Annotated in this window: 12 protein-coding genes; 2 read left to right on the top strand and 10 right to left on the bottom strand. The window is 68.2% G+C overall.

What is annotated here, in order from left to right:
• Positions 1–58: 58 nt before the first annotated feature.
• Positions 59–1,018 (top strand): asparaginase, encoded by a 960-nt coding sequence (locus IEV93_RS13345; RefSeq protein WP_188490157.1) that lies wholly within the window; start codon positions 59–61, stop codon positions 1,016–1,018.
• On the opposite strand, the gene IEV93_RS13340 is transcribed toward IEV93_RS13345, so the two are convergent.
• Both IEV93_RS13340 and IEV93_RS13335 read right to left on the bottom strand, forming a co-directional pair.
• Positions 1,011–2,393, bottom strand: a complete 1,383-nt coding sequence (locus tag IEV93_RS13340; RefSeq protein WP_229705177.1) for a DNA polymerase IV — start codon at positions 2,391–2,393, stop codon at positions 1,011–1,013. The genes IEV93_RS13345 and IEV93_RS13340 overlap by 8 nt on opposite strands.
• Before the next feature lie 967 nt (positions 2,394–3,360).
• Positions 3,361–3,813, bottom strand: a complete 453-nt coding sequence (locus tag IEV93_RS13335) for a nitroreductase family deazaflavin-dependent oxidoreductase (RefSeq protein ID WP_188490155.1) — start codon at positions 3,811–3,813, stop codon at positions 3,361–3,363.
• A 109-nt stretch (positions 3,814–3,922) separates the two neighbouring features.
• Here IEV93_RS13335 and IEV93_RS13330 point away from each other — a divergent pair, with 109 nt between their 5' ends.
• Positions 3,923–4,612, top strand: coding sequence for a TetR/AcrR family transcriptional regulator (locus IEV93_RS13330; RefSeq protein ID WP_188490154.1), 690 nt, complete (start codon positions 3,923–3,925; stop codon positions 4,610–4,612).
• Here IEV93_RS13330 and ileS read toward each other — a convergent pair.
• The 8 genes from ileS to ftsZ form a co-directional block, all read right to left on the bottom strand.
• Positions 4,601–7,828 carry an isoleucine--tRNA ligase gene (gene ileS, locus IEV93_RS13325; protein WP_188490153.1) on the bottom strand — a complete coding sequence of 1,076 codons (3,228 nt, stop codon included), beginning with the start codon at positions 7,826–7,828 and terminating at the stop codon, positions 4,601–4,603. The two genes, IEV93_RS13330 and ileS, sit on opposite strands and share 12 nt — an antisense overlap.
• A 276-nt stretch (positions 7,829–8,104) precedes the next feature.
• Positions 8,105–8,644, bottom strand: coding sequence for a phage holin family protein (locus tag IEV93_RS13320; RefSeq protein WP_188490152.1), 540 nt, complete (start codon positions 8,642–8,644; stop codon positions 8,105–8,107).
• Between the two features lie 48 nt (positions 8,645–8,692).
• A complete protein-coding gene (wag31, locus tag IEV93_RS13315) occupies positions 8,693–9,541 on the bottom strand; it encodes a DivIVA-like cell division protein Wag31 (RefSeq protein WP_188490151.1) in 849 nt (282 codons plus the stop codon).
• Between the two features lie 277 nt (positions 9,542–9,818).
• Positions 9,819–10,100, bottom strand: a complete 282-nt coding sequence (locus IEV93_RS13310) for a YggT family protein (RefSeq protein ID WP_188490150.1) — start codon at positions 10,098–10,100, stop codon at positions 9,819–9,821.
• A 68-nt stretch (positions 10,101–10,168) separates the two neighbouring features.
• The gene (locus IEV93_RS13305; RefSeq protein ID WP_188490149.1) at positions 10,169–10,891 is read right to left on the bottom strand and encodes a cell division protein SepF; all 723 of its coding nucleotides are present in this window, start codon (positions 10,889–10,891) and stop codon (positions 10,169–10,171) included.
• 97 nt (positions 10,892–10,988) lie between these two features.
• Complete coding sequence (locus IEV93_RS13300) at positions 10,989–11,726, bottom strand: YggS family pyridoxal phosphate-dependent enzyme (protein WP_188490148.1); 738 nt, start codon at positions 11,724–11,726, stop codon at positions 10,989–10,991.
• Entirely contained in the window at positions 11,723–12,439 is a 717-nt protein-coding gene (gene pgeF / locus IEV93_RS13295) for a peptidoglycan editing factor PgeF (protein WP_188490590.1), read from the bottom strand. The genes IEV93_RS13300 and pgeF overlap by 4 nt, the downstream gene beginning before the upstream one ends.
• Before the next feature lie 37 nt (positions 12,440–12,476).
• Complete coding sequence (gene ftsZ / locus IEV93_RS13290) at positions 12,477–13,625, bottom strand: cell division protein FtsZ (RefSeq protein WP_188490147.1); 1,149 nt, start codon at positions 13,623–13,625, stop codon at positions 12,477–12,479.
• Between the last annotated feature and the right edge of the window lie 94 nt (positions 13,626–13,719).

The following is a 13,719-nucleotide window of genomic DNA, read 5'->3' as shown; positions in this document are numbered from 1 at the left end:
ACCGTGAGGAAATCATGAGGATTTGACCCCCACGCGACCGGACAGCAGTCTTCCTCCCATGCCCGGACCACCGCGGATCGTCGTGTTGAGCACCGGCGGGACCATCGCCGCGCAGCGCAGGCCGGGCGGGGCGGTACCCGTCCTGCACGCCGCGGATCTGCTCACCCCCGACCTCGTCCCGCCGCACCTCACCGACGTCACGATCTCGACCCGCACGGTCTGCGCGGTCGACAGTGCGGCGATGACCGACGCCGAGCACCGTCTGCTGCTGCGCGCGATCGACGAGGAACTCACCGATCCGAACGTCGTCGGTGTCGTGGTCACGCACGGCACCGACACCCTCGAGGAGACGGCACTCGTCGTCGATCTGGTGCACGCCGATCCACGCCCCGTGGTCTTCGCGGGAGCTCAGTATTCGGCGGACTCGCCGCGTGCAGACGGACCGACGAACCTCGCCGCGGCCCTGGCGTGCGCGGCCGACGGGTCGAACCGGGATCGCGGGGTCCTCATCGCGTTCGGCGGCCGGGTGCTCCCGGCCCGCGGAGTCGCCAAGACGAGCACCACCGCGACCGACGCCTTCGACTCCGTCGTCGACACTCCCGAACGACCCGTGCTCGCACGCGTCGACGCAGCGCGGCCGACCGCACGGGTCGACATCGTGACGCTGCACCCGGACTTCGACGCCACCGTCGTCGGTGCCCTCCTCGACGCCGGTGCACGCGGGGTGGTGCTCGCCGCCCTGGGTTCGGGCAACGCCCATCCGACGCTCACCGATGCGGTCGAGGCCGCGACCGCGCGCGGGGCGGTGGTCGTCCTGAGCACCCGCGTGCCGTTCGGCGTGGTGGTCCCGACCTACGGCGGCGGGGGTGGCGCGGTCGACCTCATCGCCGCGGGCGCGATCCTCTCGCCGTGGCTTCGTGCCCCGCAGGCCCGGATCGTGCTCTGCGCGTTGCTGACCCGAGACTTCGACCGTGCCCGCATCGCCGACTTCCTGGCCGGAGGCAGTTCGGTCAGCTGACCGGCGACTCCGTCGACCAGTCCAGGCTGTCGAGGGGGTCCGCGGGTTCGAGGTCGGGGGTGTCGGAGCGGAAGGTCCGCGCCGGACCCGGCCCGGTGGCGCGGGTCTCGAACCGCACACTGACCACGCCGTGCCCGCTCCCCTGCACCCACCCGTGACCGAACTCGGGGTGCCGGACGTCGGTGCCGGTGGCCCAGGTGATCTGACCGTTTTCGTCCCGGGTCCGACCCGACGCGGTCTGCACACCCTGGGCCGACGAGGTCTCGGCGTCGGGCTCCGGCGCGGCCTCGTCCGCCGGACCGGACTCCGAGGTGTCGGTGGTCGCGACCTCGGTGGAGTCCTCGCCGGGGGTGAAGAGCAGGAACTGCTCGTCGCTGGTGAGTCCCGAGTAGCCCACCCCGACAAGGCGGATCGCGCCGACGTCGACCGGGTCCAGCGCGAGTCGGCGTGCCGCCGCGGTCAGCGCGGCGACGTCGGTGGTCGCCGTCGTCGTCGTGGTGGATCGGGTGAGTATCGACATGTCGGACCGCTTGAGTTTGAGCACGACGGTACGGGCGCCACGTCCGTCGTCGAGCAGTCGGCGGTGTGCCGACGCCGCGGCCCGGTCGATCGCGAGCAGCAACTGGTCCATCGAGGTCACGTCGTCGGCGAAGGTCGACTCGGCACTGATCTGTTTGGCCGACGAGCGCTCGGCCACCAGTCGGTCGTCGATGCCGTTGGCGAGCCGGTGCAGAGCGGGCCCGATGGTCGACCCCAGCACCGACGACACCTCCATCGTCGACAGGTCCGCCAGTTCGCCGATGGTCTCGATCCCGAGGCGGTGCAGCCGATCTCCGGCCACCGGCCCGATCCCCCACAGCTTGCGCACCGACAGCGGTCGCAGGAAGTCGCGTTCGCCGCCCGGCGCGATCGCGGTGACACCGTCGGGTTTCGCCATGCCCGACGCGATCTTGGCGATCTGCTTGCCGCTGCCCGCCCCGATCGACGCCGAGAGACCCAGGGTCGCGATGCGGGCGCGGATCTCCTCGGCGAACTCGACCACCTCGGTGCGGGTCGCGCCGGCGAGGTGGACCGGTTCGCCGAACGCCTCGTCGAACGACAACATCTCGATCACGGGGATCGCCTCCCGGATCATGGAGAAGACGCGGACGCTGACCACGCGGTAGATCGATCCGCGCGGCGGGACCACCACCGCTCCCGATCCGACCATCCGACGGGCCTGGTGCATCGGCATCGCCGAGTGGGCCCCGAACTCACGTGCCTCGTAGCTGGCCCCGGCCACGACGCCTCGGCCGCCGACGCCGCCGACCAGGACCGGCCGGCCCCGCAAGGTGGGTCGCGTGAGCTGTTCAACCGACGCGAAGAAGGCGTCCATGTCGACGTGCAGGACCCACCGGGTGCCCCGTTCGTCATCGGTACCGCTCACAGGCTCGAGCCTATCGACCACGCAGACTTGTCCCACTTCGGCCGACTGTATGGAAACGGCCATCGGCTTCCACACAGTCAGCACGATGGGCGCATTTGGAGAGAGTCAGCACCACGGGGCCGACTGTGTGGAAACGGCCATCGAGTGTGCTCACCACCTCACGTGACAGACCCCGACAACGACGCACACTCGATGGACCGGCTTCCGCACCGTCGGCGGCTCTGGACGTTCGCGGCGCGGCCCTCAAGCCGCTGACGGTGCGGAAGCCACGCGTCGAGTGTGCGTCGTTCGCAACCCATCTCACAAACCGCTGCAAGCACACTCGAGCGCGCGTTTCCACACAGTCAGCACGATGGGCGCATTTGGAGAGAGTCAGCACCACGGGCCGACTGTGTGGAAACGGCCATCGAGTGTGCTCACCACCTCACGTGACAGACCCCGACAACGACGCACACTCGATGGACCGGCTTCCGCACCGTCGGCGGCTCTGGACGTTCGCGGCGCGGCCCTCAAGCCGCTGAAGGTGCGGAAGCCACGCGTCGAGTGTGCGTCGTTCGCAACCCATCTCACGGACCGCTGCAAGCACACTCGAGCGCGCGTTTCCACACAGTCAGCACGATGGGCTCATTTCGAGAGAGTCAGCACCACGGGCCGACTGTGCGGAAACGGCCATCGAGTGTGCTCACCACCTCACGTGACAGACCCCGACAACGACGCACACTCGATGGACCGGCTTCCGCACCGTCGGCGGCTCTGGACGTTCGCGGCGCGGCCCTCAAGCCGCTGACGGTGCGGAAGCCACGCGTCGAGTGTGCGTCGTTCGCAACCCATCTCACCAACCGCTGCAAGCACACTCGAGCGCGCGTTTCCACACAGTCAGCACCGTGGCTCTGGACGTGAACGCGATTCGAGACAATCAGTTGCGGTGCAGTTCGAACACAGGCACCGCGGGCGCCACGGCGGCCAACTCGGCATCGGACGACGTGTGGGTGACCTTGGCCGGGAGGTAGCTCGCGACCTCCCAGCCCCAACGCTTCAGATACGGGCGCAGCAGCGCGATCTTCGCCTCGTCGGCGACCTCGACGGCGCTGTAGGAGTCGACGCGGCGACCCCGACCGATGTCGCAGACACCCGCCGCGCGCAGGTTCCGCGACCACTGCGTGTTGCCACGCGGCGAGATCAGATAGGTCCGGCCCTCGATGACGAGCGGATTGACCGGCGTGGTCTTGGGCTCACCGGACTTCCGCCCGACGACGGTCAGCGTCCGCGCGCCGGCGAGGCCGATGCCGTGGTCGGACAGCCAACTGACCATGTCGTTGAAGGCGAACTGGATGCGCCCGGTCGGCTCGGCGTAATGGGTGGTGGTCATGGCGGACTCCTCTGGTCGGATAAACGAGAGCACTGCTCTCGCAAACGAGCATGGCACGCCGCCGGCCGAAAAACAAGAGCAGTGCTCTCATTTCTGTCATGATGGGCACATGAGGGCCGAAACAGCGTCGACACCGCGTGCTCGCGCACGCGCCCAACTCGAACTCGACATCATCCGGGTGGGTCGTGAGCATCTCGCCGCGCACGGCGCCGCGGCACTGTCGCTCCGCGCGATCGCCCGCGACCTCGGGATGGTGTCCTCGGCGGTCTACCGCTACGTGCGTAGCCGCGACGAGTTGCTGACGCTGTTGGTCGTCGACGCCTACGACGAATCGGCCGACCGTGTCGACGCCGCCCTCGCCGCGACACCCGCCGACGCCGGCGTGCATGCGCGCATCCGGGCCGCGGCACATGCGCTGCGGGCGTGGGCGGTCTCCGAGCCATCGCGATATGCGCTCATCTACGGCAGCCCGGTCCCCGGCTACACGGCCCCGGGCGAACAGACGACCGGCCCGGGTACACGTTTCGTGGCGTCGCTGCTGAGGGAGCTACGCGACGTCGTCGTCGACGAATTGCCACCGACACCCGGTGGACTCGCCACCGAATTCGACGCCGTCAACGGCGAATTCGGCCTCGAGCTCGATCACGCCACGCTGACGATCGGCACCTGCCTGTGGTCGGTGATCCTGGGATCGATCAGCCTGGAGGTGTTCGGTCAGTACGGTGCGGACACGTTCGCGCAGCCGGAGGTCCTCTTCGACCTCCAGCTCACGACCGTGCTGTCGCGGCTACTGCCCTGACCGCGTGATCGACGCGACAACGCCGTCGCCGAGTTCGGTCACTAGCGAATCGACGGCGTCGGGGCCGACGACCTCGAGCGTCGTCGCCAGCACCTCCCCTGCGATGAGATCGCGATGACGCTGCGCCCATTCCGCTCGTTGCGCGGGCACACCGAGCCGCACGACGATCCGGTCGGAGACGTCGAGTCCCAGAGCACGCCGGGCCTCCTGGATCTCGCGCACCCGGTCCTTGGCCCATCCCTCGGCCTCGAGGTCTTCGGTGACGGCGGTGTCGAGCACCACCAGTCCTCCACCCGAGGGCAGCTCGGCGGTCGAACTCGGTTCGACGGCGACCAGTTTGCGGGTGAACTCACCGTCGGTGAGTTCGATCCCGTCGGCCACGACCTTCTCCGAGACAATGCCGTCGGCGTCGCTGACCGTGGCCAGCGACCAGTTCCCCGACTTGATCGCCTTGATCACCCGCTGCACGTCCTTGCCCAGTCGCGGACCCGCCACGCGGGCGTTGACCACGACCTCGACACGACCGAACGCGTCGGCGTCGTCGGCCAGATGGACCGTCTTGACGTTCATCTCGTCGGCGATCAGCGCGGTGTAGTCGGCCAGGCGCGCGGCCGACGGCCCGGCGACGGTCAACGCGGGCAACGGGAGTCGCACCCGCAGGTTGTTGGCCTTGCGCAGGCTCGAGGCCGTCGAGCAGACACCCTGCACCTCGTCCATCGCGGCGACGAGCTCGGTGTCGGCGGGCAGTTCGTCGGGCGTGGGCCAGTCGGCCAGATGCACCGACCGACCACCCGTGAGGCCACGCCACATCGCCTCGGTCATCAGCGGCAGCAGCGGCGCCGCCAGGCGGCACGCCACCTCCAACACCGTGTACAGCGTGTCGAAGGCCTCGCTGTCGGAGTCCTGTCCGGCCCAGAACCGCTGACGCGAGCGTCGGACGTACCAGTTCGTCAACGCCTCGCAGAACTCCCGGAAGTCGTCGCACGCGCCGGCGACGTCGTAGGTCTCCAACGCAGTGGTCATCGAGTCACGCGTTGCGGCGAGCTTGGCGAGGATGTACCGGTCGAGCACGTTCTCCGAGTCGGTCCGCCATTCCGCGGGGCGATCGGCGTACAGCGCCAGGAAGCTGTAGGCGTTCCACAGCGGCAGCATCGCCTGGCGGACACCCTCGCGGATGCCACGCTCGGTGACGATGAGGTTGCCGCCCCGCAGGATCGGTGACGCCATGAGGAACCAGCGCATCGCGTCCGAGCCGTCGCGGTCGAAGACCTCGTTCACGTCGGGGTAGTTGCGCTTGGACTTCGACATCTTCTGGCCGTCGTCGCCGAGCACGATGCCGTGTGCGGCCACCGTGCGGAACGCGGGCCGGTCGAACAGCGCGGTCGCGAGAACGTGCAGGTTGTAGAACCAGCCCTTGGTCTGACCGTTGTACTCGACGATGAAGTCGCCGGGATTGTGCGGCTCGAGGCCCTTGTCCGCGTTGCCGTCGAACCAGTCGCGGTTCTCGAACGGGTAGTGCACCTGGGCGTACGGCATCGACCCCGACTCGAACCAGCAGTCGAGCACCTCGGGTACCCGACGCATGGTGGAGCGGCCCGTCGGGTCGTCGGGGTTCGGACGGGTGAGTTCGTCGATGTAGGGCCGATGCAGGTTCGTCGGCCGCACGCCGAAGTCGCGCTCGAGGTCGTCGAGCGAGCCGTACACGTCCATACGGGGGTGGGCCTCGTCGTCGGACACCCACACCGGGATCGGCGCGCCCCAGTAGCGGTTACGGCTGATGTTCCAGTCCTTGGCGCCCTCGAGCCACTTGCCGAACTGTCCGTCGCGCAGGTGTGCGGGCGACCAGGTGATCTCCTGGTTCAACTCCAGCATCCGCGGCTTGAAATCGTTGACCGCGACGAACCACGACGGAACCGCCATGTAGATCAATGGTTTTCCCGACCGCCACGAGTGCGGGTAGGAGTGTTCGATGGTCTCGTGGCGCAGGATCAGTCCGGTCGCCTTGAGGTCCTTGATGATCACGGGGTTGGCGTCGAAGACCATCAGGCCCTCGTACGGCGGCACCAGCGAGGTGAAGCGGCCACCCGGATCGAGGGGTTGCACCACCTCGATCCCGTTGGCGGTGGCGAGCTCCATGTCCTCCTCACCGAAAGCCGGTGCGAGATGGACGATCCCGGTGCCGCTGTCGGTGGTGACGTAATCACCGAGCAACGTCCGGTGCGCGTTCGGGTGACCGGCGAAGAAGTCGAACGGCGGCGTGTAGGCGGCGTCGGCGAGGTCACGGCCGGTGTAGGTGCCGAGCACCTCCGGGTTCTCGCCGAGCTCGCGGGCATAGACGCCCACCCGCGCGGCGGCCAGCAGGTACTGCTCCCCGTCGGAACCACGGACGTGGGAGTACTCGACGTCGGGATTGACCGCGATCGCCAGGTTCGACGGCAGGCTCCACGGCGTCGTCGTCCAGATCAGCGCGTTGACGCCGACGAGGTCGTCGGGGACGCCGCCGGTCAGCGGCATCGACACCGTCACCGCCGGGTCCTGACGCATCTTGTAGGCGTCGTCGAGCTTGCTCTCCTGGTTGCTCAGCGGCGTCTGCTCGTACCAGCTGTACGGCAGCACGCGGTAGCCCTGGTAGACCAGCCCCTTCTCGTGCAGCGTCTTGAACGCCCACATCACCGACTCCATGAAGTCGATGTCGAGGGTCTTGTAGTCGTTGTCGAAATCGACCCAGCGCGCCTGCCGCGTCACGTAGTCGCGCCATTCACCGGTGTAGCGCAGCACCGACTCGCGGCAGTAGTCGTTGAACTTCTCGACACCCATGGTCTCGATCTCGGACTTGTCGGTGATGCCCAGCTGACGCTCGGCCTCGAGTTCGGCGGGCAGCCCGTGGGTGTCCCACCCGAAGCGGCGGTCGACCTTCTTGCCGCGCATGGTCTGGAACCGCGGGACGAGGTCCTTGACGTAGCCGGTGAGCAGGTGTCCGTAGTGCGGGAGACCGTTGGCGAAGGGCGGGCCGTCGTAGAAGACAAACTCCTCGGCGTCCGACCGGGCCTGCACCGAGGCGACGAACGTGTCGTCGGCGGCCCAGTAGTCCAGGACGCGGGTCTCGAGATCGGGGAACGACGGGACACTCGCGCCGGTGCCGGTGACGTCCACGATCGGGTAGACGCGCTCACGCGCCGTGCTCGGATTCGTATCGGGTTCGTTCGTCACTGCCATCTCCTCGTGCCGGTTCGGTCGCGGCTGCGACCCGTGGGCACGGGGACGACGATCGGATCGCCGCGGTACCACCCCGCTTGCGCCGGTCACGCGACCGACGCCTCTCGATGTGCGGCTGTGTCGGGCCGCGACCGTCCGGGTCTAGTACGGCCCGACCGCGAGATGCGGTAGGCGCCGGTTCTTCCGGATGCTCCCCGGTGATGGCCGGATCGTCGCAGATATCAGTGTAGGGCAGGCACGCAACGGACTTTCACCACGGACTGTGCCGGGCTGACCTCAGCTGCCGCCGTGCCTCGGTGTCCGGGGCCGCGCGTCGTCGTCATCGGGCGACTCGTGCCGACCGTGCCGTAGCGACGGGCTCGGAGTCCGGGCGGAGGCCGGGTCGTCGCCGGCATTTTCGGGCGCGGAGTGACGGTGCCCGGTCGAGGCCTCGTATGCGGGCGAGTCGGCGATGTCGGCATGCCACGCCGAGCCCGGGTCGTCGAGGGTCACCGTCGGCTCCGCGGGGAGGGTGCGCGGGAACTCGGTGGTGATCTCGTTGTCCGAGGGATCGTCGGGGCGGGTCGACTCGCCTGCCTCCGACCGGTCGGCGTCTCCGACTGCGGGGTCCACAACCGACGAATCCGTCGCCCCCGCGTGGCGGGAGCGACGGATGGTCAGAACGTGTCCGACACCCAGCAGGTCGGCCAGCAGGAAGACGCCGCCGACGATGCAGACCGCGATGCAGGCCACCGCGAGCCACAGGGTGCCGGTGATGAGGGCAACCACGAGCAGACCGAACCCGACGAGGGTGGCCGCGAGGGCCATCACGAGCACGACATGGACCCCTGGACGTCTACGAGGCGGCGACCGGCCGGAGCCGAGTCAGTTCGAGGGCTTGGCGAATCCACCCGAGTTGGTGAAGCCACCGTTGCCGGGATCGGACGAGAACGCGTCCCCACCGGAGCGGGCGTTGTCGACCGGTGCCGCGCTACCCCGCTGCTGCAACTCCTCGAGCTGCGACTCCAGGTAGGTCTTGAGACGGGTCCGGTATTCGCGCTCGAACGTCTTGAGCTGCTCGATACGGCCCTCGAGGACCGACCGCTGCTGGTTGATCGTCCCCATGATCTCGGTGTGCTTGCGCTCGGCGTCGGCCTGGAGGGCGTCGGCCTTCTCCTGGGCGCCACGCGTGGTGGCCTCGGCGCGAGTCTGTGAATCGGCGAGGATCGCCTCGGAACGCTGCCGGGCGTCGGCCAGCATGGCCTCGGACTTGCCGCGGGCGTCGCCGATCATGGCGTCGGCACGGCTCCGGGCGTCGGCGAGCACACCCTCGGACTCAGTGCGCGCATTGCCGGTGAGGCGGTCGGCGGTGTCCTGGGCCAGGCTCAACACCTTGGCGGCCCGGACGTGGTGATCGTCGTTCGTCGACGCAGCCGGGGCGGCGGCGGGCGGGGCCTCCGAGTAGGCCGGCGCCGGGGTGCTGAAAGCCTGTGTGGCCGAAGCGTTGTCCTCAGACCGCGCGGGCGATGCGGGAGCACTGGACTTGGCCGTGGCCAGGTCACCTTCGAGCTCCTCGACACGCTGCTTCAGGTCGGTGTTCTCTTCGAGAAGACGTGCGAGTTCGGCCTCGACGAAGTCGAGGAACTGATCGACCTCGTCCTCGTTGTAGCCGCGCTTACCGATCGGCGGTTTGCTGAACGCGACGTTGTGCACATCAGCTGGTGTGAGCCGCATTGTCGGTCCCCTTAAAGATAGTCAAACTTGTTGTATGTCTACGTCACGGTGCGAGTCGCCCGGAATCACCTGGAACGACACGATCCGAGTCGCCCACGGGATTCACAGTGTAACTGGCGTCCCATCCTGTCACATTAGAACCGTTCGTTGCACTTCGTCGAGGCATTGAGCGAAATCCGCCCGGGTCTTCACGTCGACGAGTGGCGTCACGCACGAGAGCCATCGTCACAATATCCGGACGGCCCCGCTGTGGCGTCATCACGGGTGGTCTGCGGGCTCAGGGTGCGACGAGCGACATCGCGATCAGGACCACGACCATCGTGATCATCAGCGACAAGTCCAGCCGTACCGGGCCGAGCGGGATCGGCGGCAACAGTCGCCGCAGCGCCTTGATCGGTGGATCAGTGGTGGTGAACACCGCTTCGATGACCACCACCGAGAAGCCGGTGGGGCGCCATTCCCTCGCAAATGTCCGCACCAGTTCGATCACCAGGCGACCCAACAGCAGCAGCCAGTAGATGAACAGGAGGTAGTAGATGACCTCTCGCGCTATCGTCACGCGTCAACTCTGCCTGATTCGGTCACGGTATGAGAAAACTGCTGGTCCAGACGTTGCGACCGGCGAGTTCAGTTGTGATTGTAGAAGCCGGTCTCGGCGATCTTGCGACGATCCTCGGCGGAGACGTCGATGTCCGCGGGCGAGAGCAGGAACACCTTGGTGGCCACCTTGTCGAATGCACCACGTAGCGCGAACGCGAGACCGGCGGCGAAGTCGACGAGACGCTTGGCGTCCTCGTTGCTCATCTCGACCAGGTCCATGATGACCGGGCTGCCGTCGCGGAAGCGCTCGCCGATGGTGCGCGCCTCGCTGTAGTCGCGCGGTCGCAGCGTGGTGATCTTGGCCAACGGGTTGCCCTCTTCGAACACACGATCCAGCGACTCGTGGCTGTCCATGGCGAGCGCTCCGCGGGTGGTGGGCCGACCGGCGCCACGCGGGACACCGCCGGCGCGAGCCGACATGCCGCCGCCGCCGAGGGGCTCGAGCCGGCTGGGGCGGCCCAGACGCTCCATGGGGGCCGAGCGCTCGGCCATCACACGGTCGGCGACCGACGTACGGGTCGGACCGGCGTAGGCGTACTCGGGGACACGATCGAACTCGACCTCGTCGTCGTAGCCGTCGGCCTCGAATCCGCGGTCGGTCCGGTAGGAGGACCGGCCGTAGTACTCGTCGCGGTAGTCGCGCTCGTAGCTGTCGCGGCGGGGGTGACCCGGCTCGTCGAGGTAGTCGTCTTCATAGTCACCGGGCGGGACCATGCCGAAATATGCCTTGAACTTCTGCATAGAGCTCATCGTTGGAGTTCCTCACCCTCGGCGCGCCCTGGGGACGGGTTGTGACTGGTGTTCTTGGGAGTGCTGGTGTTGCTGGTTCGTATGTGACTCATGTGATCTAGGGCGACACTATCGGCCGAGAACCCATGATCGCGGTACCGACACGCACGCATGTCGATCCGTGTGTCACGGCTTCTTCGAGGTCACCCGACATGCCCGCGGAGAAGTCGACGGCGTCGGGATGACCGACGAGAAACGACGCCCGGATCTCCGCCGCCCTAGCCATCCACTGCTCGGCCGTGCCCTCCTGCGGCGCGATCACCATCAGACCGCGCAGGCGCAGTGCCGACAGGTCGTCCACGTGCGCCGCCATCGCCTCGAGGTCGTCGACGCCGACGCCACCGCGGTCGGGCGCACCGTCGAGATTGATCTGCACCAGCACATCCAAGGGTGTCGATCGCTCTCCGGAGTCGAGAGCCTTCGTCGCGGCGTCGTCGAGTGCGTCGGCGAGGCGGACGGTGTCCATCGAGTGCACGCGATCCGCCCACCGGCCGACGGTCTTGGCCTTCTTGGTCTGGATCTGACCGATCATGTGGAAGGCCAGGGGGTCGGTCACCTCGGAGCGGACCTCGCTGGCCTTCCGACCGGCCTCGGGTTCGCGCGATTCACCGAACGAGCGGCACCCGAGATCGACCAGCGCCAGCACATCCGAGGCCGGGAAGAACTTGGTGACCACGAGCAGATCGACGTCGTCGGCCGGTCGGTCGGCCGCGACGCACGCGGCCCGCAGCCGCTCCTGGGCGGACCGCAGTCCGGACGCGAGCTCCTCGACGCGTGTGGGCTCCGGGCGTGTCATGCGCGACCGCTGGTGTCCATCCAGATCACCGACGCGAGACGACCGGTGGGGGCGCCGCGGCGATGACTGAACAGGGTGGGGTCGGTGATGGTGCACCGTGGGTCCTGGGCGACCGCGGGGACCCCTGCGGCCAGCAGTTGACGCCGGATTCCCGCGCGCAGGTCGAGACCGGGCGTTCCGCGATCGGTGCGACTGGCGCTTCCCGGCAGGTGTGCCTCGACGTCTGCCTGCATGTCGGCGGGCACCTCGTACTTCTCCCCGCTCGCGGCCGGTCCGAGGAACCCGCCGATGCGTTCGGGGCGGGCGCCGCAGGAGATCATGGCCTCGAGCAGCCGCGGGATGATCCCGATCCGGGCCCCGATGCGGCCGGCGTGGGCCGCACCGATGACGCCGGCGGTGTCGTCGCTGAGCAGTACCGGGACGCAGTCGGCGGTCACGACCACGAGCGCGAGATCCCCGACCGTGGTGACCAACGCGTCGGTGGCGGGCACGGGTTCGTCCCGGGGACCGTCGACGATGACGACGTTGCGGCTGTGGATCTGTTCCATCCACACCATGCGGTCCGGACCGACACCGATCTTCTCGGCGAGGCGGGTCCGGTTCGCGCGGACCGCATCCGGGTCGTCACCGACGTGATCGCCGAGGTTGAACTCGTCGTACGGGGACTGCGAGGCACCACCCTTGCGGGTGGTGGTGACGCGGCGGACCCGCATCGCGGGACCGTCACCGTCACCGGGTCGAACCGACACCTCAGCGCTTCATGAACGGCGGGACGTCGACATCGTCGTCGTCCAGCGTGACCGCGTTGCGACGCGGCGCGGGTGCATCGGCGAAGGGGTCGCCGGGCGCGGTACCGCGCTCGCCGAACACCGAGGAGCCCGAGTTGACGGTGCCGGCCGAGGCCGACTCGACCGCACTGTTGCCGGTGGCGACGGTGGGCCGTGGCTTCTGCGATCCGGCGTCGAATCCGGCCGCGATGACCGTGACCCGCACCTCGTCGCCGAGGTTGTCGTCGATGACGGTGCCGAAGATGATGTTGGCGTCCTCGTGCGCGGCCTCCTGGACCAGCGTCGCGGCGTTGTGGATCTCGAACAGACCGAGATCGCTACCACCGGCGATCGACATCAGCACGCCCCGCGCGCCGTCCATCGACGCCTCGAGCAGCGGAGAGTTGATGGCCGCCTCGGCGGCCTTCTTCGCGCGGTCGTCGCCGCGTGCGGAACCGATACCCATCAGGGCGCTGCCCGCGTCCTTCATGACGCCCTTGACGTCGGCGAAGTCGACGTTGATCAGACCGGGCGTGGTGATGAGGTCGGTGATGCCCTGCACGCCGTTGAGGAGCACCTCGTCGGCACTGCGGAACGCGTCCATGAGCGACACCGCGGCATCACCGAGCTGCAACAGACGGTCGTTGGGGATGACGATGAGGGTGTCGCAGGACTCACGCAGCGATGCGATGCCCGCGTCGGCCTGCCCGCCGCGACGCTTGCCCTCGAAGGAGAAGGGACGGGTGACGACACCGACGGTGAGCGCACCCATCTTGCGGGCGATGCTGGCCACGACCGGAGCGCCGCCGGTACCCGTACCGCCACCCTCCCCCGCGGTCACGAACACCATGTCGGCGCCCTTGAGGAGTTCTTCGATCTCGTCCTTGGCGTCATCGGCGGCACGTCGGCCCACCTCGGGGTCGGCGCCGGCGCCCAGTCCGCGCGTCGAGTCGCGACCGACGTCGAGCTTGACGTCGGCGTCGCTCATCAACAGCGCCTGAGCGTCGGTGTTGATGGCGATGAACTCGACGCCCTTGAGTCCTTGCTCGATCATGCGGTTGACGGCGTTCACGCCACCGCCGCCGATTCCGACGACCTTGATGACGGCCAGGTAGTTGTGCGGTGGCGTCATGTGAGACTCGCCTTCTTGTCGATCGGATGCCTCGGGGCTCGGATGGGAGTGCACAGCCGCCGGACAAAACCCTCAACCTAAACCATAGGCTTAG

The organism is Williamsia phyllosphaerae, from assembly GCF_014635305.1.
Classification (GTDB): domain Bacteria; phylum Actinomycetota; class Actinomycetes; order Mycobacteriales; family Mycobacteriaceae; genus Williamsia_A; species Williamsia_A phyllosphaerae.
Note: the sequence above shows the minus strand (reverse complement) of the source record. Positions and strands in the feature narration are given on the sequence as shown.

What these genes read in the sequence shown, in the direction of transcription:
- IEV93_RS13345 (WP_188490157.1), top strand. Translation starts at nt 59, where the DNA reads ATGCCCGGACCACCGCGGATCGTCGTGTTGAGCACCGGCGGGACCATC.
- IEV93_RS13340 (WP_229705177.1), bottom strand. Translation starts at nt 2,393, where the DNA reads ATGGACGCCTTCTTCGCGTCGGTTGAACAGCTCACGCGACCCACCTTG.
- IEV93_RS13335 (WP_188490155.1), bottom strand. Translation starts at nt 3,813, where the DNA reads ATGACCACCACCCATTACGCCGAGCCGACCGGGCGCATCCAGTTCGCC.
- IEV93_RS13330 (WP_188490154.1), top strand. Translation starts at nt 3,923, where the DNA reads ATGAGGGCCGAAACAGCGTCGACACCGCGTGCTCGCGCACGCGCCCAA.
- ileS (WP_188490153.1), bottom strand. Translation starts at nt 7,828, where the DNA reads ATGGCAGTGACGAACGAACCCGATACGAATCCGAGCACGGCGCGTGAG.
- wag31 (WP_188490151.1), bottom strand. Translation starts at nt 9,541, where the DNA reads ATGCGGCTCACACCAGCTGATGTGCACAACGTCGCGTTCAGCAAACCG.
- IEV93_RS13305 (WP_188490149.1), bottom strand. Translation starts at nt 10,891, where the DNA reads ATGAGCTCTATGCAGAAGTTCAAGGCATATTTCGGCATGGTCCCGCCC.
- IEV93_RS13300 (WP_188490148.1), bottom strand. Translation starts at nt 11,726, where the DNA reads ATGACACGCCCGGAGCCCACACGCGTCGAGGAGCTCGCGTCCGGACTG.
- pgeF (WP_188490590.1), bottom strand. Translation starts at nt 12,439, where the DNA reads ATGCGGGTCCGCCGCGTCACCACCACCCGCAAGGGTGGTGCCTCGCAG.
- ftsZ (WP_188490147.1), bottom strand. Translation starts at nt 13,625, where the DNA reads ATGACGCCACCGCACAACTACCTGGCCGTCATCAAGGTCGTCGGAATC.